Consider the following 21,450-nt stretch of genomic DNA (forward strand, 5'->3'; position numbering starts at 1 on the left):
CAGAAATGACATAAAATAATTTGTTCAAAACGTTCCTCCAGGAAAAGGAAGGATCTATGCACTATTTGATTTCCTTAAGCTATTTTTTGATCAAAAAGATTTTAATGGTTGTTGGTGCCTGAACACTTTTTCTGAAATGCCAAAAGAAAATGAAAATGTAAAGATGGAAATTCAGAAACAAAAAAATGATTTTATAAAGTTTATCGAAGATCTGATCATCGAATGTTGTAATCAGAATTCTGATCAGTCAAACGAAATGCTAGCAAGAAAAATTTATGTATTATACGAAGGAGCTATTTCAGAAAGTAAATTACATCAAAATATTTGGCCCATAGAAATATCATTATCCCTTTGTAAAAAAATAATTTCATAAAAAAAAATTACATCACAAAAGACAGACTTGTCTGTTCATTATTAATTACCTAATATAAAGTAAATCAATCAATTTAAAAACAAAATAGCGCTAGTTATAGGCGGAACCAGCGGAATTGGTAAAGCTACCGTAACATCTCTCATTGCCGGTGGAGCCAAAGTACACGTAGTAGGGAGAAACGTTGCTAAAGTTTCTGATCAGAAAAACATCATTAAGCACCAAATAGATATTACTAATAAAGATAGTGCAGATCAACTTCGTAACATAATTAAAAACTTGGATCGATTAGACTACTTAGTAAATGCATCAGGAATTTTTAGTCCAAAACCATTTCTGGATCACACTGTGGCAGATTATGACTCCTATCAGGATCTAAACAGAGGTTTCTTCTTTATCACGCAATCAGCAGCTAAAAAAATGAAAGAGCATCATTCCGGATCCATAGTTAATGTAGGTTCTATGTGGGCGAAACAAGCTGTAAAAGCGACTCCTTCTTCTGCATACTCTATGCAAAAAGCCGGATTACACTCGCTTACACAACATCTAGCTATGGAACTTGCAGACGATGGGATTAGAGTAAATGCAGTATCACCTGCAGTTGTAGAAACACCTGTTTATGATAGTGTTTTTGGTGGAGTTGATGAAGCTAAAAAAGCATTGGTAGGTTTTAATAACTTTCACCCAATCGGAAGAAATGGAACCGCTCAGGATGTTGCTAACAGCATTATTTTTTTATTATCCGATCAAGCGTCCTGGGTAACAGGAGCTATCTGGGATACTGATGGTGGTGTTCTTGCAGGAAGAAATTAAACCTAAAGAATAATATGAGTAAAGTCTTCATTAAAGGCTTTACTCTTTATATTTATTGCAGAATGAAATCAGAAGTACTCATTATCGGCGCTGGATTAACCGGTTTATTACTTGCTTATAAGCTAAAAAAAAACAGGGAGTATGTATTAAGATTATTGAAGCTAGAGATAGGATTGGAGGAAGAATTCATAGTCTACAATCACAAAATGCTACTCCTATTGAAGTGGGAGCCACATGGATAAGTCCCCAACATTCAGAATTAATTATATTATTAAAAGAACTAAAACTTCGTGTTTTTGAGCAATTTATAGAAGGTGTTGCACTTTTTGAGCCTTCATCCACTGCTGCTCCACAAGAAGTACGATTACAAGATCACCAGCAACCAAGTTATAGAATACAAAAACGGAACCCTATCACTTGCAAAAAAACTTGCAGAATTTCTTAATGATGATGAATTAACGCTAAATAAAAAAGTAACACATGTTAATTATCTTAGAAATCATTTCGAAATTCAATCAATCTCTGAAACGTACTTTGCGAACAAAATAGTTTCTACAATTCCTCCAAGGCTCTTAGTTAATTCCATAGAATTTAATCCTTCCTTACCCAAATATATTATTAGAATAGCTAATAAAACGCATACCTGGATGGGAGACGCCATTAAGTTCGGTGTTTCATACCTACGCCTTTCTGGAAAGAAAATAATTATTCGGGAATTGCTTTTAGTAATATTGGACCTATTACAGAGTTACACGACCACTCTAATGCTAATTATATCCGTTTTGTACTAAAAGGTTGTTTACAAAACGATATGTTCGGGTATTCAAAATACGATCGAAAAGCTGATGTATTCCAACAGCTTCAAAAACTATTTGGAAACGGAGCTTTAAGATATCTGTCATATGAAGAAACAGTATGAAAAAATGAGCCTTTTACTTCCATCCATTCAGGAACTTTTATATTTCCACATCAAAACAACGGCCATGATGAATATCAACGAGGGTATTTTGATCATAAATTTTTTATTGGAGGAGCAGAAACATCCGACCAATACGCCGGATATATGGAAGGTGCCGTACACAGTGCACACTCTATTTATCAGGAATTACTAAAATAAAAAACTAATTAAACACAAAAGGCAACACATTTCCTGTGGCGCCATTAGGAAAAGCAATACCCAACAATGCTGAAATCGTTGGCGCAATATCGGGGATCGTTGTTTTTTGTGTAGTACTCCCTTTTTTTATTCCTTTTCCAAAAAATAACAAAGGCGCATGTGTATCGTAGTTCAATCCGCTTCCGTGAGTAGATCCTGTTGGAGAATAAACAATAGTAGCAGGATTTAGCACAAAAACTATATCTCCGCTTCTTTTCTGATTATATCCTTTTTGAATCAGTGCAGCAATTCCTTCAGTAAAAGTACCTGTCGATAATTGTTCTCTGGTAAATACTTTATCAATTTGATCATATTGCAGTATATAATGAGCAATAGCTTTTTGTAAATCCTCAGCGTTTATATTATTTTTTTCCAGCGCATTATATGCAAAAAACACCTGATCATTTGATACTTTTTCAATCAATCCATCTATCGTAAACTTTTCCTTTACAAAAGCTTCGATACTTGTAGATAAAGCTTTCATATCAAAATAACCGGCAGGAACTTTAACTGACTTCAAATAATTAGGTACGTGAACAGCACCGTGGTCTGCTGTTAGAAATACGGTATAATTTCCTTTTCCCACTTTGGTCTCTAAAGCGTTAAAAAAACGTTCCAGATCTTTATCTAATCGCAAATATGTATCCTGTATTTCTTTAGAGTTTACTCCAAAGTTGTGGCCGACATAATCTGTACTGGAAAAACTAACGGTAAGAAAATCTGTAATAGCATCTTTTCCTAATGCTTCACCATCAATTGCAGCTATTGCAAAATCAGCTGTTAAACTATTTCCATAAGCTGTTCCTTTGATAATATCATAACCTCCATTTTGATCTTTCAATGCAGCTAAATCATATGGAAAAGTAGTGGTTTCCTTTCCTCTAAAACCTCTTTCAAATTTACTTTGATCCGCTCCGCTTTCTGTGTAACTTTCTATATCATATAGGGTATTCCAAACTTTTAGGTAAGATTCTGCTTTATTAGAATCATTGAATTGTTGTACCCAATCAGGCAAGTCATTTCTATAATACGTACTGGTTATCCATTTTCCTTCATTCTTCCCTCTAAACCAATATGCTCCATTAGCAGCATGTCCTGCAGGTAAAATAGCCCCTCGATCTTTAATGGCGATCCCAATAGACTTTCCTTTTAATTGCGTATGCAATCTATTTTGATCAGCAACCGTAGTCGTTTTCATACGATGTGGTGACATCCTTTCTTGATCACTATCCGACCCTACTGCTTTTACAGAGGGGTCACTGGCACAATACACTTCTTTCTTACTAAACTTATCATACCAAAAATTGGAAATAATCCCATGATTTTGAGGAGTAGTTCCTGTAAATACAGAAGCGTGGCCTGGTCCGGTATATGTTGGAATATAATTAAAGTGATTATTCTTACAATTAAATCCTTCTCTGATCATTCGTTTAAAACCACCTTTACCAAAGCGATTATAAAAGCGCGTTAAGTAATCATATCGCATTTGGTCAATGACAATACCTACTACCAATTTTGGAGATTCATTTATGGTTTTTTCTTTTATCAAACCATTAGAAATAGATTTAGATTGTACTTGTTGTGCCTTACTTTGTAAAGCAATCATTACTAATCCAATAATTAAGAATACTTTCTTTATCATTACTCAATAAAATTTAGATGGCTAAAATACCATTTATGCAAATGTAAAACTTTAATAGAAGGTTATATCCTGTCGCTAATTTTTTTTCTATTTTAGCTCATCAAATACAACACGTATGTTTTATCTGGACGATATAGGTCGTTATTTTTTAATGCTGAAAGGAGTTTTTAGTCGTATGACAAAAGCTTCAGTTATTAGAAGCCTAATTTTGAAAGAAATCGATGACCTGATCCTTGGTTCTTTAGGAATTACAATCTTTTTAGCTTTCTTTATTGGAGCTGTAGTTGCGATACAAACAGCACTAAACCTTAACAATCCATTAATTCCAAAGCAACTCATTGCATTTGCTTCCAGACAATCAGTAATCCTGGAATTTGCACCAACCTTTATCTCGGTTATTATGGCTGGTAAAGTAGGTTCCTATATTACATCTAGTATTGGTACGATGCGAGTTACAGAACAGATTGATGCATTAGAGGTAATGGGAATTAATTCTCTAAACTATTTAGTATTTCCTAAAATCATTGCTATGCTTATGTATCCTTTTGTTATTGCAATTGCCATGTTTGTAGGTATTTTTGGAGGATACATTGCTGGTGTCTACGGAGGATTTGTTTCGAGCAGCGAATTTATAAGTGGATTGCAAGAAGATTTTATTCCGTTTCACTTAGTATATGCTTTTATAAAAACATTTTTATACTCATTCTTATTAGCAACCATACCCTCTTTCCATGGGTATTATATGAAAGGAGGAGCGTTAGAAGTGGGTAAAGCTAGTACGTCTGCATTTGTATGGACTACCGTAGTTATAATTATAGCAAATTATGTACTAACCCAATTATTATTAAGCCAATGATAGAAGTAAAGGATATACATAAAGCATTTAACGGAGAGGAAATCTTAAAAGGAATAACGACTACTTTTGAACGTGGAAAAACCAATTTGATCATTGGAACCAGCGGAAGTGGAAAAACAGTTTTCCTGAAATGTATGCTTGGATTGTTTACTCCAGAAAAAGGAAGCATTTCCTATGATGGTGCGACCTATTCAGATCTGGACGAAGAAGAGCAGAGAGACCTTAGAGAACAAATGGGAATGGTTTTTCAAGGAAGTGCTCTATTTGATTCGATGACAGTTGAGGAAAATGTCATGTTTCCTTTACGGATGTTTACAAAGCAAAAGAAAAGCGAAATGCTTGATCGTGTTCAGGAAGCATTAAATCGTGTTAATCTTGAGAATGCAAATGAAAAGTTACCTTCGGAAATTAGTGGAGGAATGCAGAAACGTGTAGCAATCGCAAGAGCTATAGTAACCAAACCCAAATACTTGTTTTGCGATGAGCCTAATTCTGGCTTAGATCCCAAAACGGCCATTGTCATTGATAACCTCATCAAACAAATTACAGAAGAGAACAATATTACTACTGTAATTAATACCCACGATATGAATTCAGTAATGGAAATTGGAGAAAAGATAATTTTCTTGCGATTCGGGCATTTAGAATGGGAAGGAGACAAATCACAAATTTTTAAAACCGATAATGAAGCAGTTACCGATTTTGTATACTCCTCTAACTTATTTAAAAAAGTTCGAAAAGCACAGTTAAAAGGACTGTAAAATATGGCTATTTTAGTTGCATTTTGATTTATTTTGAGATTACGACCTGTTGTTTAGGAATCACATTTTCCATCTTAGCAAAGGCTAAACTTAAACTACCATCTCTTATATCATCAAGCAACCATTTACCTTGGCTATATTCCATTATCCATATATGAGTTTCACTTTGATACCCTCTTTTCCCTTTTACAACTTTTTGCGTTTCCTTATTGATCAAATAGTCCTCTATGTCACCAGAAAAACTAATAGCAACTTTTGACCCTTCGTAATCATTTGTATTTGTTAATTCCACATATAATGGTCTAATATTATTGATCTTTTGGAGATTACAAATATTCTTTAAGTTATTGGATTTCCATTGATCGAGATGAATTGCTTGCTGATTTTGCCAATACCAATGATTTACATACTCTTTAACTTCTGCCATATTCTCATTCGCCCAGGCAGTATAAACACGTGTTATAATATTTGAAAAAATCTTTTCTAAATGTACCCATGAAAAATCTCTATTCTTAAGACTTATCTGTGTCAATTGTTTCTTTGTTTTTCTTTCTTTGAGATACTCGACAGACTTTATGTAGATTATGATTGGCAGAAGAACTAACACTAACACTAACATCAAAACCTTACCCCACCAAGTCTTAAATAAGCCTTTTGCTATCATTCCGCCAGGGCCAGCATATACAGGGTCTATAATAAAACACATAAAACCAATAAGAACTAATAATAGTATAACGTGTGACTTTTTCATTTTATTTCTAAAAATAACTATGCCAATTTGCATAAAATTTTGGAAAATATTATTTCACTAACAAGGTATCTGCTTTCAATTCTCCGGTAATCCACTGGCGTAAATCTTTATTTCTAATGTTATTAACACTATCTGATACCTGGAATTTCCATACAGGAAAAATCACTTTTAGAGTATCTACCTTTAAGAAATTAGATTGTAATATCTCCCCATAACCCAGCTCTGATAAATCAGGAAAACGAATTTTGGCATCCTTTGCGATATTATTGTAAGGTAAGACTTCTACTGGTGCTATTTTCTGGGCTTCCGCTAATTGAGTTTCCATTAATGCAAGTCGTATCTTTAAATCCTCTATCTTATCTAACAGTTCTTCGTTTTCTGTTTCCAAACGATTTAGTTCCACAATATATCGATCGTTAGCCTTGGATATTTGTTCAATTCCTCTGGCTTTATTACCACTAATTTTTAGAGTGAAATCTTTGATGCTCTCGTAATTCTTAAGCTCATTTTGCAAATCACTTATCGTAGCTTCTGTGATTTCTCCATCAAAATATAAGCTAATAGATTTATCTTCATATCCGTAAAATTGTTTTCGCAGAAACAAATTAGGGTTTTCACCAATTTCATTAGTCAAAAAACTTTTGAAATCACGATCTGCATTGCTCATATTTAGCGTAGTGTAAAAGGTCCAAATCGCTGGTATCATCATTACGATGGCTAAAGCTGAAGCAATTCTAGCGATGAGTCTTCTTTTTGCAGAATTAGCATAGCGCAACATCGGGAAACGCAATAACTTTGCTACAATAAAAGTGGATAGTGCTATAAAAATCGCATTAATACAAAATAAGTACAAGGCACCTATTGCAATTTCCCCATTTAGTTCTGCTATCCCAAAACCTACAGTACATAAGGGTGGCATTAATGCTGTGGCAATAGCAACTCCAGCTATTGCGTTGGGCATTGTCCCTTTTTTAGATTTAGCCACAATGAGCGCCAAACCTCCAGAAATAGCTACAAAAACATCCAAAATTGTTGGAGCTGTTCTAGACTTTAGTTCGGGTGTTAATTCGGTTAAAGGAGATACTGCAAAATACAAAGTTGCCGTTAAAACACTTAGCCCAACCATTACTCCCAAATTAACCAAAGATCGTTTTAGGGTGTCAATATCATTTATGGCAATAGAAAGCCCAACGCCTACAATTGGTCCCATTAACGGAGAAATCAACATCGCACCAATCACTACTGCTGTGGAGCTTACATTCAAACCAATAGAGGCTACAAACACGGAGAATATTAGAATCCAAGCATTGTGCCCCTTAAATGGAATATCATTCTTTACGTCCTCTATCGTCTGATCTCTATCTGTGTCTGATCGAATATCCAATAAACCGGAAAGAAATAATTTGATACTTACAAAAAGTCCTTTAGCGTCTCTTTTAACCGACTCCTTAATTTCTTCCTGATCTGAATTAACAGGTTGATTTGTGTTTTCTTCCATTGGTATTATCCGTATTTATCTCCGTAGGTATCTTTTACTTTTTTAAGCACCTGCTTAATATCCTGTTCTTTATTTTTAGGATAAATCAAGAGCACTTCTTCTTTATCTACAATGATATAATCCTCCAATCCATCGACTACTACAATTTTATCTTCAGAGGTTCTAATCATATTGCCAGATGCATCTTCTGCCAAAACTCTGGCGTTCACAACTGCATTTTTAGCATCTGTTTTATCGAGTTTATCATATAATGAGCCCCAAGTACCAAGATCATTCCAATCAAAAGTAGCTGGTAGTACATACACGTTTTCTGCTTTCTCTAAGATAGCATAATCTATAGATATATTTTCTGCAGTTTCATAATTTAGTTTGATGAAATCATCTTCTTTTTGCGTGTTGTATACAGGTGCTCCTTTCTCAAATAAAGCCATCATCTCCACCTGAAATATGGCAAAAGCTTCCAGAATACTCTTTACACTCCAAATAAAAATTCCTGCATTCCAAAGATAATTACCCTGATTTAAGAATTGTTTTGCTGTTTCATAATCAGGTTTTTCTGTAAACTGCGCCACCTTTTTAATAGCACTTGTATCTTTATTGTATTGAATATACCCATAACCTGTATTTGCAAAACTAGGCTGGATACCCAGTGTCATTAGTATATCTTTTTCAGCACAAGCTTCGAAACTAAGTCGTAAGTTTTCGGTAAATGCATCCTCATCTTCAATCCAATGATCGCTTGGTGCCACTACCATCACTGCATCTGGATTCTCTTTTTGAATCTTTAATGAAGCATACAAGATACACGGAGCAGTATTTCGCATTGCCGGCTCTGTAACCACTTGTCTTTGTTTAGCTTCAGGTAGTTGTTCTAAAACCAAATCATTATATCGCTCATTAGTTAAGATAAATATATTCTCTGTCGGAATAATTTTTGATAACCGATTAAACGTTCGTTGAATTAATGTTTCTCCGGTTCCTAACATATCGTGGAACTGTTTTGGAAACTCAGTAGTACTTACTGGCCAAAACCGTGATCCAACTCCTCCGGCCATCAAGATGGCGTAATAATTTTTGTTCATAATTAATTTAGTATTTCAACTTCTGCATTAGGATTAAAAAGATAAATCTTACCTGTACTAATTTCGACACATTCATAACGTTTTATACGCTTATCACCTCTTTGAAATATCTTTCCATTGTACAATCTAAATCTACTTCCAAAAGGCACTTCAAATATATAATTTTTATCGTTCTCCGGGTCATATTGTTTTAGTGCTAAAGACAATTTTGTATCGGTATCACTGCTAGCTCTGGGATTCTTAAAATGATTAGCAATCACAGGCAACAATCGAGATGGAAAAACATCCGGATTGATATAAGGCAACATCAATTGCTGAAAAGTTCGTTTCCACTCAATCCCATGAGGTTTAATAGATCTACCATATTTTTCGAAAGCTACGAGATGGGCAATTTCGTGAATCAAAGTTATCAAAAACCGATAGGTATTTAGTGAAGCATTCACTGTTATCTGATGTCTGCCATCCGGCATTTTTCTATAATCCCCGTGCCGAGTGACACGTTCATTAACTATCTTAAGATGAACATCACATTTTACAATCAGATCAAATGCTGGTTCTACCGAACGCTCCGGAATATATCTTGCTAAGATTTCCTTCATTGGTGCAAAATACAAAAATAAGCGCATTGGTTAGATGCGCTTGCTAAAGAATAAGTATAAAAAAAACTACTTTATCACTTCATAACTATTTATCAATCTCACAAACTCTGCTCGATACCCTTGTTCATCTTTCCCTTTATTATTTTGAGCCAAATTGATGATGTCCTTGATATTTTGACGTTCTATATGTTTTGAATTTTTCAACTTCATCCCATACCAAGCCACAGAAGCAGCAAATTTAAAGTCTGTGGAGATATATTTTTCTGTATTTGGCTTATGAATATGGGTCATTTCAATGCTTTGGTTTCCTTTTGGCTTTTTATATCTAAATTTTACTGTGAGTAACTCATCACCAAACTGACTGTTGATTGTTTTATCTGAGTATTTTAAATCTGAAACCTCTTTAAGATATTTACTTTCTACTCCAGTTGGGATAACTTCGTACATAACTGTTACTGTATGTCCACTCCCCAATTCACCGGCATCTTTGTTATCATCTATAAAATCTTCGTCATTGAGTAACCGATTTTCGTAACCAATCAATCGATATGCTTGCACTTTTGCTGGATTAAACTCTACCTGAATTTTTACATCTTTTGCAATGGTGTAGAATGTTCCGCCAAACTCAGTTCCCAATACTCGTTGCGCTTCCTGTGTGGTGTCTATATATGCGTGATTGCCATTTCCTGTATGTGCCAATGTTTCTAGTTTACTATCTTTATAATTACCCATTCCAAATCCTAAACAAGTTAAAAACACCCCTGATTCTCTTTTTTCTTGGATCAATTCTTTCATCCCGGCATCACTACTAACTCCTACATTAAAATCACCATCTGTTGCCAGAATAACTCTGTTATTCCCATTTTTTGTAAAATTCTCTTCAGCAATTCTATAAGCTAGTTTGATTCCCTCTCCACCTGCAGTAGAGCCTCCTGCATCAAGCTTATCTAAAGCTTCTAGTATTCGTTCTTTATTTTTTCCAGAGGTTGGCCTAAGCACTACTCCTGCTGCACCAGCATATACCACAATAGACACTTTGTCTTTTGCTCTTAATTTTGTTGTCAATAATTTAAAAGCTTTTTTTAGTAAGGGTAATTTGTTCAAGTTATTCATAGATCCAGAAACATCTATTAAAAACACAAGATTAGATGCTGGAAAGTTTTTAGCTTGTATTTCTTTACCTTTTATACCTATTTTTACTAATTGCGTATTATCATTCCACGGAGTAAATCCAGATTCTGTATCAATTGCAAAAGGGTGGTCATCTAATGGTTGCTGATAATCATACTTAAAATAGTTGATCATCTCTTCAATTTTAACAGCATCTATTGGAATTTGCTGACCATTATTAATCATCCTACGAATATTGCTGTATGAAGCTTTATCCACATCTATCGAAAAAGTAGATAATGGTGCAAGACGCACCCTTTTAAAAGTATTTTCTATTACTTCTGTGTATGATTCATTGTTCGGCTCCCTCATAAAGCTAGCGGATTTTTCAATTGCAATTTCATCTTGCATCACTTCAAACTTAACTTCAATTGATTCTGGAGATTCTGGAATCACAATATCTTCTACCACGAAGTCCTCTTCAACATACTCTTCCTCTATTTCAATAATGGGATTATCTTCTGAAATTATTAAATCTGGCTCCTCTTTTGCATCACGTATTACAGTGTTTTTTGTTAGTTTAGAATCACAGGAAGTGATGAGCACGGCAAATAATCCAATCATCCACCAGTTGTTTTTTTTAATACTCATTGTTTTCATACTATTTAGTTTTGTTACATGAAGTACTGCAACAAACATAATACCACAGTAGCGCAATAGATAAAAACAGTACCATGACTCACTTGTACCTTATAAAATATTCTAGTACTTTATTATGAAAATTGAAAAAAGGAATTTTATGTTATTTAGATAGAACTGCTACTATTTTCTAATCCATTTAAAATAGATAAAAATGATTACAGCCATTATACATAAAGGCCATATGTAGAATAGTACCAAAACCAAATATTCTAATAAACTCCATCCAAAAGATAATGCACTTTTTACTCTAGCCATATATTCAGGCTCATAGACATTTGGTTCTTTTTTAGGAATAACTGTTTCATACAAATCAAACTGAATGGTACTGTAGGATACGCTACTTGACAAATAATTCAATCGCCCTTGTGACGCTTCTATTTCTTCCTGGAGCATTCTTAAATTACTCTCGATCAACAAAATATCTTTTACAGTTTTAGCTCGAGTCTTTAAAATTTCTTCATAACGCTGTTTAACTTCTAGTTTTGTTTTTAATCGTGAACTAATGTCAATATATTCTTCTGTTACATCTTTAGTGGATATGTTTTTATAATCGACAAAAACTGCTAAAGCACAAATACTATCGAGTACTTTATCAAAATTCTCCTTAGGAACCCTGATAGTAAAACTATTTTCTTTTGCATAATTAGTATTCGTAAAATGTTCATCAGCAACATAACCGTTAAACGTTGAAACTATCTCCTTTGAGAGCATAGTTATTTTTTCTACATGATTTACTTTGATACGACAATTCGCATTTTTAATAATCTGAAGTTTATCTTTTACGGTTTCTTTTTCATTTTTGATAGCAGTTTTGCTTTCAATTTTAAATGCTTTTAAATCTAATATCTCCGCAGTTTCTTCCATCACAATATTCTCTGATACATTGGGAAAACTTTTTTCAGCTTGCGAGCAAGAAAAACTGAGTATCAAACATCCAATTGTAAGCTCCTTTCTAATTAATTTCAAAATATTTGTTTTCATATTTATTGTTTTTACCTTGTTAATCTGAAAACAAACATAGCATCAGAAAAACCTGTGCTCTTGTATACCCTTTGTAAAACAATTGTAAACCGTTTTACAAATTTTAACTATATGAAATTCAAAACATTAAAATCATAAAACCTGAAGAACACATAGCATTCTCTCTTCTTAAAAAAGCGGTTACTCAACAGTTTTTAAAGGAGAATACTGCCTCAAATATTGACATTTCAAAGTGGAAGGGTCAGGATATTGTTTTGTTTCAAGAAGATTTAAGAAAACACACAAAAAGTAGCCTCAGTGAAAAATCATTCTATAGCTATTTTAAAAACACCTCGGAAAAACTACCACGTGTAGATATTCTTAATATGCTATCTGAATACTGTGGTTACGAAAATTGGGTTGATTTTAAAACTGTAAACACTAAAAAGAAACTAAAACCGAAAAATCGTTTAGCTCCTAAATCGATTTTGTTTTTGTTAATAGGTATCTTGTTTATGACATCTGCCTATTTTTTAATTCCGCGGGCAACTACGTTTACGTTTTGTTTTATTGATCAGGATAGAAATCTTCCTATTACTAAAACCCCTATTGATATAATTATATTAAATGATAAACAATCCCCTTTTTATGTCAAAAGCGACAGTCTGGGTTGTTTTATATGGAAAACAAAAGATGAGTATCTACATTTTGTGATCAAATCTCCGTATCATAAAACAGATACTATTTTTAGAACAATTTCATCTACGAAAAAGGAAACGATTCAGGTTCGGACGGACGATTATGCATTAATGTTATATTATTATGTCAATGGCAAGCTTGAAGATTGGAAAAAACGAAAAACCGAACTCTCCAGAATGATAGCGGATGATGTAGTTATATTTCAGATATTACCTGCTGGTCTCGGAATAGAAGTATATTCTAAAAATGAATTTATTGATAAGCTGACAACTCCGACAAAAAGTTTAAGAAATATTGAAATCATTGAATCCAAAAGATCCAAAGGGCAAATTGTTAAATTAAAATTTAGAGTGAAATCATGAAACAGTTTCTGTCGATACTATCATTACTTTTGATAACAAGTTGCTCAAATAACTCCTATAAAGACAGGGAGGTCAGTACTGCTATCGAAGACGAAATATTTACAGAAAAAATATCAAGTACCGCACTAAAAGATGCATATATTATTTTAATTTCTGAAAAATTACAAGATTATCTGGATAAACAGATGTTAATAAAGCAACATCCCAAATTTATAGATGACAAGGATAGTACTGCGTTATTTACTACAAAAAGAGCAGAGGAAATACAACAAATTACTGTGATCGGACAACCACAAACAATTGCTGATTCAATCACTAAAATAATCACAAAGGTTCATTTTAGTAATACCGAAACAGATACTATTATCGCTTATATTACAACTTCTGTAACCTTGATCGATGGTGTTAGTTTTAAGACTACAAAGGCGTCTTTTGAAAAACCAAAATCATCAACAAAGGACGATTAAAATGCAAGAAATTACGGTTTTTCCATCTTGAATCAACCACAAAACCTTCGATTTTAGCGTCATTTATCGACTAAACATTAACATTTATCGAGTTTCTATTAGTTTTAACTCGTTGTTTATCAATTATTAATATTTTTGACATGCTTTTTTTAACATTTCAGAACAACTACTTTAAAATTAAGATGTCATGAAAATTAATATACTTTTAATTATACTTTTTATCAGTACAGCAAATATTGCTCAAACTACGATTGAGGATGAAGAGCAACAAGAAAATGTAGAATTAACAGAAGAACAAAAGGAAGCTGAAAAGAAACGATTCATCGAGCTTGCTGAACAAAGAGCCATAAGATTACAACAAGAACTGAATCTTAGCAACTATGCCAGTGATCGTATAAAAAAAGCGATCGTAAAATATTCCATGCAAGCAAATAAAGTGATCCAATCTAATGCCTCTGTTAACGAGAAAACTAAAAACCTAAGCAATATTGTTTATTTCCAGAATGAAGAGTTTAAAAAAGTACTTACTGTACACCAATTTTATAAATATCTTAAATTAACTGATATCTAATAGTTTGATTTGTTATCACTAATATTTTTTATTGTAGCAGTTTTTTAATCTTGACAATCTTACCATAGTCCGATATAGGTACTATAGTTTCATCAAAAAAATTAGTGTTATTCATGGTGATTTTTGGAGTTGTCATTACCTGCTTTAAAGAAGTAGCAGAAAAATGGATTTCTTTAAAGCCAGCGTCTTTAAATTTCAATACATTTTCTATATTGATTCCTCCACCTGGCATGACAATCAAACTTGATTTTGATTCTTCCAATGCATTTTTAAGAAATTCTATTCCACTTATTGCGGATATTTCTTGTCCTGAAGTTAATACTCTTTCTACCCTAAGAGCTATCAATTGTTTTATGGATTCCAGTGGTTTAGGCACCCAATCAAAAGCTCGGTGAAAAGTAAATGATAATGGCGTAGAAAGCGCTATCAGTTCTTGCGTTCTTTTAATATCAATGGTATTATCTTTCATTAAAACACCAGAAACGATTCCGCTGCAGTCACTACTTTTACAAAACTCGATATCTTTCTTCATCACATCAAACTCATTTGATGTATATGTAAAATTTCCACTTCTTGGTCTTATTAATATAAACACTGGTATGGTTAGCTCTTGAACCACCTTTTCTATCAATCCATGTGATGGGGTAATTCCTCCAATCGCTAACTCCATGCACAACTCTATTCTATCCGCTCCTGCTCTTTCTGCATTCACTGCAGATTGAAATGAGTTTGCACAAACTTCAATTTTCATTCTACAATTATTTCATCTATGAATGTCCAAGCTTGATTTCCAGAACCTTGCAATCCATCAGATATTAATCCATATTTTTTTATAACTAGTTTGATATATCTAGCTTTTTCTCCTTTACATTCCTGAATAATTTGAGTGGTTAATTTGGAGTCTTTTTGAGACAATGGTTTCTTATTTTCGTTCAAAGTATTTTCTTTCTTTTCATTTAATAAAGAAATCTCAACCTTTTTAGGGTTATAAATCCATTGACCATTTGCTTCAAAAAAGCGAGTTGACACTTTATGTATTTCTATTTCTTTGCCTAGATCAATCATTACTTCTAGATCATCACCCCAAAACCCCAACCATTCTTTATCACCAAAACGAGTATTACTTCCATTAATACTATTGATTAAAGCGTCCTTACCACCAGCACTATAAGCAGTATGAGGTGCCACGTTTAGTGTGACTTTTGCTCCAACCGCTTTGTGATAATTCAACTCTTGAGTAAATACATTTCCTGCAATCTTATTATTATCAAACACAGCTGCTTTAACATTGATATTCTGATCTACGGATAAAGGTTTATCATATAATTCAGACGAATTTACAGGATCACTACCATCCAATGTATACCGAATAACTGTTGTCCATCAAAGTCTCTAAACTATAAAAGAGTTGTTCTTTTTCATTAATCAACCTCCCTTTAACTTCATAGAGGTGATTTGCATAATTTACATTTAGACTATCTAATCTATTATGAAAATTAGCCAACCTAGACACAAAACTTAAATAGTCTTTATTTTTATTGGTAGTCCATACCACTTCACTTAAAGCTATTACTCTAGGAAATGCCATATATTCTACTTTTTCATATGTAGGCATATATTCTGTCCACACATTACCTTGCGCCCCTAAAACATGTTTTACTTCTGAAGGATTCATTCCTTCTGGAATTGGATTAAAATCATATACTTTTTTAAGTGGCAAAAATCCACCTATAGCGAGCGGTTCATATTCATTGTCACTTTGATAATAATCAAAATAACAATTAGAGGTTGGAGAAAGTATCAAATCATGCCCTTCTTTTGCAGCCTGAACAGCTCCATCTGTTCCTCTCCAAAACATAACGGTTGCATTAGGAGCAAGTCCTCCTTCCAATATTTCATCCCAACCAATGATTTGTTTTCCTTTACTATTAATATACTTTTCCATTCTAGCTATAAAATAGCTTTGTAAACCACGTTCGTCTTTAAGTTCTTTTTCATTTATCAATTGCTGACAATGATTACAGGATTTCCATTTTGTTTTAGGCACTTCATCACCGCCAATATGAATATATTTTCCCGGAAACAAATCAATTACCTCGTCCAAAACATTTTCTAAAAAAGCAAAGGTCTTTTGATTGGGACAATACACCTCTTCAAAAACACCCCATTTAGTAGCTACTTTAATTTCTTTACCGGAACACCCTAATTCTGGATATGCTGCAATTGCCGCTTGCGAGTGTCCAGGCATCTCTATTTCCGGAATAATAGTAATGTTTCTTGATGTAGCAAACGCTACTACTTCTTTAATTTCTTCTTGCGTATAAAACCCTCCATAGCGCTTACCATCAAATTGATGTGGTTGATTGTTGTAATGTCCTATCAACGTTTCTTCACGATATGCTCCGATTTCTGTGAGTCTTGGATACTTCTTGATCTCAATACGCCATCCTTGATCTTCTGTAAGATGCCAATGAAATGTATTCATCTTCAGCATCGCAAGCATGTCTATATATTTTTTAATTTCTTCAACACTAAAAAAATGTCTTCCCACATCCAGATGCATTCCTCGATAAGAAAATCTAGGAGCATCCAAAATTGTAAGTGCTTTAATCGCAAATTCTTTCTCTACACAAGAACCATTTTCGAAACATTCGGGTAATAATTGACGTAATGTCTGTATGGCATAAAAAGCTCCTTTTTTGGTACTTGATTGTATTTTTATATTAGTTTTTGAAATAAAAAGACGGTAGGCTTCTTCATTAATTATTGAAGTATCTTTTTCGAGAATAATGCTGTTTTTCTCTGTTTCCTTAATCGATTGCATTGAAACACCAAGTCCTTTTTTCAGGTATGTGCTAAAATATTTTACAACTTCTTTTAGACCTTCATCATATTGAAGCACCGTTTTTTCATTCAACAAAAAAATACCTTCTTCTAATTCTAGGTGAAAAGGTGCTGGTATAATTTGTGGATTGATAGCTACTCTTTTCTCTTTTTTACACCCCAAACATAAAAGCAACAATAATATTACGTAGATCCTTATTGTATAATTGCTTAATTTGGTTATCATTTTTATTACATTAGAAGCTTAAAAATAACTATCTATTTTTAAATGAGAGCATTCAACACGGTATTTACAGTTTTAATTATTACAGGCTTTTATTCTTGTAATAAAGAAATCAAAGTAAAAATAGCACAAAGTAATACTCTTCTTACCTCATATGTAAACCCTTTTATAGGAACTGGAGGTCATGGGCACACCTATCCAGGTGCTAGTATACCGTTCGGAATGATGCAATTAAGTCCAGATACTCGACTCGATGGTTGGGATGGTTGTTCTGGATATCATTATAGTGATTCTTATATCTATGGTTTTTCGCACACACATCTAAGTGGTACGGGAATTTCTGATTATGGAGATATTCTTTTGATGCCTACAAATGAAATAAATTTCAATAATGGAGCAAATGGTAAAAAAGGATATCGTGCACATTTCTCTCATAACAATGAGAACGCTTCTCCAGGATATTATGAGGTACATTTAGATTCCACTAATATTGATGTAGCGCTAACAGTCACTAAAAGAGCTGGGATGCATAAGTATATGTTCCCCTCTGGTGAAAAACAAATTATAATACTTGATTTAGCACATAGAGATGAAGTATTAGATCATCAAATAAATGTAATTTCTGAAACAGAGATTAATGGCCATAGACACTCTAAAGCTTGGGCTGAGAAACAACTATTATTTTATCACATCAAATTTTCTAAGCCCATCAGGAGTAAACAATCTACGGAAGATGGAAAAAAAATGGCTTTTGAATTTGACAATACATCAAACGACCCAATCTTTATCAATATAGGAATTTCAGCAGTCGATCAGCAAGGAGCTTTGAAAAATCTGGAAGAAGAAATAGGTTCTAAAACATTTGATCAAATAAAAAATAACGCTCAAAACACATGGGAGAATCAATTACGCAAGATTGTAATCGAAAGCACCAACAATGATTACAAAACTAATTTTTATACTTCACTATATCATGCTATGTTAGCTCCAAATCTATATCAAGATGTAGATGGCAGATATCGAGGAATGGATTTAAAAATTCATCAAAATTCTAATTTTGATTATTATTCAGTATTCTCACTTTGGGACACCTATAGAGCTACACATCCTTTATATACGATTATCGAACAAGATCGTACGAATGATTTTATCAATACATTTATTGCTAAGTATGATGAAGGTGGTATTATGCCAATATGGGATTTAGCCGGTAATTATACCCATTGTATGATTGGATATCATGCGGTTCCTGTAATTGCAGATGCATATCTAAAAGGAATTACGGGTTACGATGCAGAAAAAGCTTTTGAAGCTATGAAACATAGTGCTACCAGAGATAAACTGGGACTACAATCTTATGAAAAGTTCGGATATATTCCAGTAGAAGAAGAAAGTGAATCCGTATCCAAAACGTTAGAATATGCTTATGATGACTGGACGATTGCTCAAATGGCGAGAGCACTTAATAAACCTGAAGATCTAGCAGAATTTACGAAAAGAGCGCAGAATTATAAAAATGTATTTGATCCTTCGACAAAATTTATGCGCGGTAGGTATAGAAATACTTGGTTTGCGCCATTTCATCCATATGAAGTGAATTTTAATTATACAGAAGCAAATTCTTGGCAGTATAGTTTTTATGTTCCACAAGATATTTATGGGTTTATAAATTTACTAGGAGGCAAAAAAGCATTAGAGCAACAATTAGACACCTTGTTCTGTACAAATAGTACTACGTCTGGATCACATCAAGTAGATATTACAGGACTTATCGGACAATATGCCCATGGAAATGAACCCAGTCATCATATGGCGTATCTTTATAACTATGTAAACAAACCTCATAAAACTCAAGAAAAAGTTCGTCAAATTCTCACGGAATTATATACGAATACACCAGATGGAATCTCTGGAAATGAAGACTGTGGCCAAATGAGTGCCTGGTATGTTTTTAGTAGTCTTGGTTTTTATCCCGTAACGCCTGGATCTAATGATTACATCATTGGCACTCCTCTTTTTGACAAAGCTACAATACACCTTGAAAACGGAAAGAATTTCACCATTGTAGCCAATAAGCTTTCCTCAGAAAACAAATACATTGCCTATACTCAACTAAATGATGAGCAGTACCCTTTTTCTTATCTAACACATGAAGATATTATGAAAGGAGGGACTTTAGCTTTCGAAATGACCAGTACACCATCAGAATGGGCTACAAAAGATCAACATATTCCTAGTACCCAAATCAAAGAACATATTATTATTACACCTCCTTTTATTTCTAAAGGTGAAATTGCTTTCAAGGAAAAAACAACAGTTACGTTACAAAGTGTAGATAAAAATGCAATTATTTATTATACTTTAAATGATTCTGTATTCAAAAAATACGATGACCCTATCGAAATTTCATCTCCTGTAATTTTAAAAACATACGCATCTCTAGAAGGGTTAAAAAGCACCATCATTGCTACAGAATTTTTTAGGATAGATGCTGATCTTTCAATAGAATTAACAAATAAATATGCGAATAGATATAATGGTGGTGGTTCTAATGCTCTTATAAACGGTATCAGAGGAACTACTGACTATCGCTCTGGATCCTGGCAAGGTTTCCACGACAGTGATTTAATTGCTACCATAGACTTGGGAAAAACTAAAGAAATTAATTCTATATCCATAGGTTTTCTCGAAGATCAAAGAAGTTGGATATTTTATCCTAAAAAGGTGGAAATATGGATTTCTCAGGATGGCAAACAATGGAGGTCGATATCGAAAAATGGAATAGAAAAAGAACCCACTGGTAATGAAACAGCCAGTATCCAGATAGTAGATAAGAAATTCACCAAGCAACAAGCGCGTTATGTAAAAATCCAAGCCAAAACCGTTGGAACAATACCTGATTGGCATATAGGAAGTAATCAAGATGGTAAAGCATGGATTTTTGCTGATGAAATAATTATTAAGTAGTTATGAAAAGACGTCAATTTATTCAAAACACGGCACTTACTAGTGTAGGTCTCACAGTGGGATCCGTCATTATAGGTTGTAAAGAAAATCCGAATCAGTCAATCGAACAAGAAAAAAGTACACTTATGAATACATCTACTCATTCTCCTATTGCTATCTGTACATGGCGTTTTACTAAAGCAAATGCTACGGCTGGTGAAGCTTTAGCCGCTGGAAAACATGCTCTTGATGCTGTAATAGAAGGCGTTGCTATTGAGGAAGAAAACATAAAAAATACGACTGTTGGAAAAGGTGGAGCTCCAGATCGAGAAGGCAATGTAACGTTAGATGCTTGTGTTATGAATTCTGATGGCGATTGTGGCGCCGTAGTTTGTGTAGAAAACATTACTAATGTTGCTGCATTAGCTAGAAAAGTTATGGAAGATACGCCACACGTAATATTAGCTGGTGAAGGAGCAGAGGAATTTGGATATCGTAATGGTTTCAAGAAAGAAAACCTACTTACTGATGAATCAAAATTAGCTTGGGTAGAATGGAAAAAATCTCCAGAATACAAACCTATAATTAATATTGAAAATCATGACACTATAGGAATGTTAGCTATGGATAAAAATGGAGATATTGCTGGTGCTTGTACCACCTCTGGATTATCCTATAAAATGAAAGGCCGTGTTGGAGATTCGCCAATTATAGGATCAGGATTATTTATCGATAATGAAGTTGGTGGTGCCGTAGCTACAGGAATGGGTGAAGAAGTTCTAAAAACCGTAGGTAGTTTTCTAATTGTAGAACTCATGCGAAATGGAATGACTCCTCAAAAAGCATGTGAAGAAGCTATTCGAAGAATCGTCACTAAAAATGATCGCTATAAAGATTTTCAGATTGCCTATATCGCTATAAACAAATCAGGAGAAGTAGGTCATTATTGTATCCATGAAGGATTTACTATGATGAAATACCAAGATGGAAATAATGAAAATATTCCAACAAATTCTTACAATAAAGCATAAATCACAC

General features: G+C 33.6%; 23 protein-coding genes. 13 read left to right on the top strand and 10 right to left on the bottom strand.

What is annotated here, in order from left to right; genetic code table 11:
• Window positions 1-52: 52 nt before the first annotated feature.
• The 6 genes from ACWGOQ_RS20810 (at window position 53) to ACWGOQ_RS20835 (ending at window position 2,300) form a co-directional block, all read left to right on the top strand.
• On the top strand, window positions 53-373 hold the full coding sequence (locus ACWGOQ_RS20810; RefSeq protein ID WP_452059717.1) for a TetR family transcriptional regulator C-terminal domain-containing protein: 321 nt from the start codon (window positions 53-55) through the stop codon (window positions 371-373).
• 63 nt (window positions 374-436) lie between these two features.
• Window positions 437-1,183 (top strand): SDR family NAD(P)-dependent oxidoreductase, encoded by a 747-nt coding sequence (locus tag ACWGOQ_RS20815; protein WP_452059718.1) that lies wholly within the window; start codon window positions 437-439, stop codon window positions 1,181-1,183.
• A gap of 62 nt (window positions 1,184-1,245) precedes the next feature.
• Entirely contained in the window at window positions 1,246-1,425 is a 180-nt protein-coding gene (locus ACWGOQ_RS20820) for a hypothetical protein (protein WP_452059664.1), read from the top strand.
• Window positions 1,368-1,628 (top strand): hypothetical protein, encoded by a 261-nt coding sequence (locus tag ACWGOQ_RS20825; protein ID WP_452059719.1) that lies wholly within the window; start codon window positions 1,368-1,370, stop codon window positions 1,626-1,628. The genes ACWGOQ_RS20820 and ACWGOQ_RS20825 overlap by 58 nt, the downstream gene beginning before the upstream one ends.
• Window positions 1,510-1,974 carry an FAD-dependent oxidoreductase gene (locus tag ACWGOQ_RS20830; RefSeq protein WP_452059665.1) on the top strand — a complete coding sequence of 155 codons (465 nt, stop codon included), beginning with the start codon at window positions 1,510-1,512 and terminating at the stop codon, window positions 1,972-1,974. Before ACWGOQ_RS20825 ends, ACWGOQ_RS20830 begins: the two co-directional genes overlap by 119 nt.
• 167 nt (window positions 1,975-2,141) lie before the next feature.
• Window positions 2,142-2,300: an FAD-dependent oxidoreductase gene (locus ACWGOQ_RS20835; RefSeq protein ID WP_452059720.1), complete on the top strand. Its 159-nt coding sequence runs from the start codon at window positions 2,142-2,144 to the stop codon at window positions 2,298-2,300.
• 4 nt (window positions 2,301-2,304) lie between these two features.
• Here ACWGOQ_RS20835 and pafA read toward each other — a convergent pair whose 3' ends face one another.
• On the bottom strand, window positions 2,305-3,981 hold the full coding sequence (gene pafA, locus ACWGOQ_RS20840; protein ID WP_452059666.1) for an alkaline phosphatase PafA: 1,677 nt from the start codon (window positions 3,979-3,981) through the stop codon (window positions 2,305-2,307).
• A gap of 115 nt (window positions 3,982-4,096) precedes the next feature.
• On the opposite strand from pafA, the gene ACWGOQ_RS20845 reads away from it, so the two are divergent.
• Both ACWGOQ_RS20845 and ACWGOQ_RS20850 read left to right on the top strand, forming a co-directional pair.
• Window positions 4,097-4,837 carry an MlaE family ABC transporter permease gene (locus ACWGOQ_RS20845; RefSeq protein ID WP_452059667.1) on the top strand — a complete coding sequence of 247 codons (741 nt, stop codon included), beginning with the start codon at window positions 4,097-4,099 and terminating at the stop codon, window positions 4,835-4,837.
• Window positions 4,834-5,598 (top strand): ABC transporter ATP-binding protein, encoded by a 765-nt coding sequence (locus ACWGOQ_RS20850; protein WP_452059668.1) that lies wholly within the window; start codon window positions 4,834-4,836, stop codon window positions 5,596-5,598. The genes ACWGOQ_RS20845 and ACWGOQ_RS20850 overlap by 4 nt, the downstream gene beginning before the upstream one ends.
• Window positions 5,599-5,626: 28 nt before the next feature.
• On the opposite strand, the gene ACWGOQ_RS20855 is transcribed toward ACWGOQ_RS20850, so the two are convergent.
• The 6 genes from ACWGOQ_RS20855 to ACWGOQ_RS20880 form a co-directional block, all read right to left on the bottom strand.
• Entirely contained in the window at window positions 5,627-6,349 is a 723-nt protein-coding gene (locus tag ACWGOQ_RS20855; RefSeq protein WP_452059669.1) for a Tim44 domain-containing protein, read from the bottom strand.
• Window positions 6,350-6,398: 49 nt separating this feature from the next.
• Entirely contained in the window at window positions 6,399-7,847 is a 1,449-nt protein-coding gene (locus ACWGOQ_RS20860) for a DUF389 domain-containing protein (RefSeq protein WP_452059670.1), read from the bottom strand.
• A 5-nt stretch (window positions 7,848-7,852) separates the two neighbouring features.
• Window positions 7,853-8,929: a mannose-1-phosphate guanylyltransferase gene (locus ACWGOQ_RS20865; RefSeq protein WP_452059671.1), complete on the bottom strand. Its 1,077-nt coding sequence runs from the start codon at window positions 8,927-8,929 to the stop codon at window positions 7,853-7,855.
• A 2-nt stretch (window positions 8,930-8,931) separates the two neighbouring features.
• Window positions 8,932-9,528, bottom strand: coding sequence for a SprT-like domain-containing protein (locus ACWGOQ_RS20870; RefSeq protein ID WP_452059672.1), 597 nt, complete (start codon window positions 9,526-9,528; stop codon window positions 8,932-8,934).
• A 66-nt stretch (window positions 9,529-9,594) separates the two neighbouring features.
• The gene (locus ACWGOQ_RS20875; RefSeq protein ID WP_452059673.1) at window positions 9,595-11,298 is read right to left on the bottom strand and encodes a vWA domain-containing protein; all 1,704 of its coding nucleotides are present in this window, start codon (window positions 11,296-11,298) and stop codon (window positions 9,595-9,597) included.
• A gap of 162 nt (window positions 11,299-11,460) precedes the next feature.
• Entirely contained in the window at window positions 11,461-12,321 is an 861-nt protein-coding gene (locus tag ACWGOQ_RS20880) for a DUF4349 domain-containing protein (RefSeq protein ID WP_452059674.1), read from the bottom strand.
• A gap of 365 nt (window positions 12,322-12,686) precedes the next feature.
• Between ACWGOQ_RS20880 and ACWGOQ_RS20885 the strand changes: the two genes are divergently transcribed.
• From ACWGOQ_RS20885 to ACWGOQ_RS20895, 3 genes are all read left to right on the top strand, one after another.
• Window positions 12,687-13,361, top strand: coding sequence for a hypothetical protein (locus ACWGOQ_RS20885; protein ID WP_452059675.1), 675 nt, complete (start codon window positions 12,687-12,689; stop codon window positions 13,359-13,361).
• Complete coding sequence (locus tag ACWGOQ_RS20890; protein ID WP_452059676.1) at window positions 13,358-13,828, top strand: hypothetical protein; 471 nt, start codon at window positions 13,358-13,360, stop codon at window positions 13,826-13,828. The genes ACWGOQ_RS20885 and ACWGOQ_RS20890 overlap by 4 nt, the downstream gene beginning before the upstream one ends.
• Before the next feature lie 187 nt (window positions 13,829-14,015).
• Complete coding sequence (locus ACWGOQ_RS20895; protein ID WP_452059677.1) at window positions 14,016-14,399, top strand: hypothetical protein; 384 nt, start codon at window positions 14,016-14,018, stop codon at window positions 14,397-14,399.
• Between the two features lie 28 nt (window positions 14,400-14,427).
• On the opposite strand, the gene ACWGOQ_RS20900 is transcribed toward ACWGOQ_RS20895, so the two are convergent.
• The 3 genes from ACWGOQ_RS20900 to ACWGOQ_RS20910 are packed head-to-tail and all read right to left on the bottom strand — an operon-like array spanning window position 14,428 to window position 17,469.
• Complete coding sequence (locus ACWGOQ_RS20900; protein ID WP_452059678.1) at window positions 14,428-15,150, bottom strand: copper homeostasis protein CutC; 723 nt, start codon at window positions 15,148-15,150, stop codon at window positions 14,428-14,430.
• On the bottom strand, window positions 15,147-15,758 hold the full coding sequence (locus tag ACWGOQ_RS20905; protein WP_452059679.1) for an FN3 associated domain-containing protein: 612 nt from the start codon (window positions 15,756-15,758) through the stop codon (window positions 15,147-15,149). The genes ACWGOQ_RS20900 and ACWGOQ_RS20905 overlap by 4 nt, the downstream gene beginning before the upstream one ends.
• Window positions 15,748-17,469: a beta-N-acetylhexosaminidase gene (locus ACWGOQ_RS20910; RefSeq protein WP_452059680.1), complete on the bottom strand. Its 1,722-nt coding sequence runs from the start codon at window positions 17,467-17,469 to the stop codon at window positions 15,748-15,750. Before ACWGOQ_RS20910 ends, ACWGOQ_RS20905 begins: the two co-directional genes overlap by 11 nt.
• A gap of 42 nt (window positions 17,470-17,511) precedes the next feature.
• Here ACWGOQ_RS20910 and ACWGOQ_RS20915 point away from each other — a divergent pair, with 42 nt between their 5' ends.
• Together ACWGOQ_RS20915 and ACWGOQ_RS20920 are read left to right on the top strand one after the other, a co-directional pair.
• Window positions 17,512-20,433 (top strand): GH92 family glycosyl hydrolase, encoded by a 2,922-nt coding sequence (locus ACWGOQ_RS20915; protein ID WP_452059681.1) that lies wholly within the window; start codon window positions 17,512-17,514, stop codon window positions 20,431-20,433.
• Between the two features lie 2 nt (window positions 20,434-20,435).
• Window positions 20,436-21,443: an isoaspartyl peptidase/L-asparaginase family protein gene (locus ACWGOQ_RS20920; RefSeq protein WP_452059682.1), complete on the top strand. Its 1,008-nt coding sequence runs from the start codon at window positions 20,436-20,438 to the stop codon at window positions 21,441-21,443.
• Window positions 21,444-21,450: the final 7 nt, after the last annotated feature.

It is taken from the genome of Aquimarina ulvae, from assembly GCF_053613295.3.

Bases quoted from the DNA above. Each gene is read 5' to 3' on its own strand.
- ACWGOQ_RS20885 (WP_452059675.1), top strand. From the start codon at position 12,687: ATGCTATCTGAATACTGTGGTTACGAAAATTGGGTTGATTTTAAAACT.
- ACWGOQ_RS20910 (WP_452059680.1), bottom strand. From the start codon at position 17,469: ATGATAACCAAATTAAGCAATTATACAATAAGGATCTACGTAATATTA.
- ACWGOQ_RS20880 (WP_452059674.1), bottom strand. From the start codon at position 12,321: ATGAAAACAAATATTTTGAAATTAATTAGAAAGGAGCTTACAATTGGA.
- ACWGOQ_RS20845 (WP_452059667.1), top strand. From the start codon at position 4,097: ATGTTTTATCTGGACGATATAGGTCGTTATTTTTTAATGCTGAAAGGA.
- ACWGOQ_RS20920 (WP_452059682.1), top strand. From the start codon at position 20,436: ATGAAAAGACGTCAATTTATTCAAAACACGGCACTTACTAGTGTAGGT.
- ACWGOQ_RS20865 (WP_452059671.1), bottom strand. From the start codon at position 8,929: ATGAACAAAAATTATTACGCCATCTTGATGGCCGGAGGAGTTGGATCA.
- ACWGOQ_RS20855 (WP_452059669.1), bottom strand. From the start codon at position 6,349: ATGAAAAAGTCACACGTTATACTATTATTAGTTCTTATTGGTTTTATG.
- ACWGOQ_RS20850 (WP_452059668.1), top strand. From the start codon at position 4,834: ATGATAGAAGTAAAGGATATACATAAAGCATTTAACGGAGAGGAAATC.
- ACWGOQ_RS20870 (WP_452059672.1), bottom strand. From the start codon at position 9,528: ATGAAGGAAATCTTAGCAAGATATATTCCGGAGCGTTCGGTAGAACCA.
- ACWGOQ_RS20890 (WP_452059676.1), top strand. From the start codon at position 13,358: ATGAAACAGTTTCTGTCGATACTATCATTACTTTTGATAACAAGTTGC.
- ACWGOQ_RS20900 (WP_452059678.1), bottom strand. From the start codon at position 15,150: ATGAAAATTGAAGTTTGTGCAAACTCATTTCAATCTGCAGTGAATGCA.
- pafA (WP_452059666.1), bottom strand. From the start codon at position 3,981: ATGATAAAGAAAGTATTCTTAATTATTGGATTAGTAATGATTGCTTTA.
- ACWGOQ_RS20895 (WP_452059677.1), top strand. From the start codon at position 14,016: ATGAAAATTAATATACTTTTAATTATACTTTTTATCAGTACAGCAAAT.
- ACWGOQ_RS20820 (WP_452059664.1), top strand. From the start codon at position 1,246: ATGAAATCAGAAGTACTCATTATCGGCGCTGGATTAACCGGTTTATTA.
- ACWGOQ_RS20875 (WP_452059673.1), bottom strand. From the start codon at position 11,298: ATGAAAACAATGAGTATTAAAAAAAACAACTGGTGGATGATTGGATTA.
- ACWGOQ_RS20860 (WP_452059670.1), bottom strand. From the start codon at position 7,847: ATGGAAGAAAACACAAATCAACCTGTTAATTCAGATCAGGAAGAAATT.
- ACWGOQ_RS20915 (WP_452059681.1), top strand. From the start codon at position 17,512: ATGAGAGCATTCAACACGGTATTTACAGTTTTAATTATTACAGGCTTT.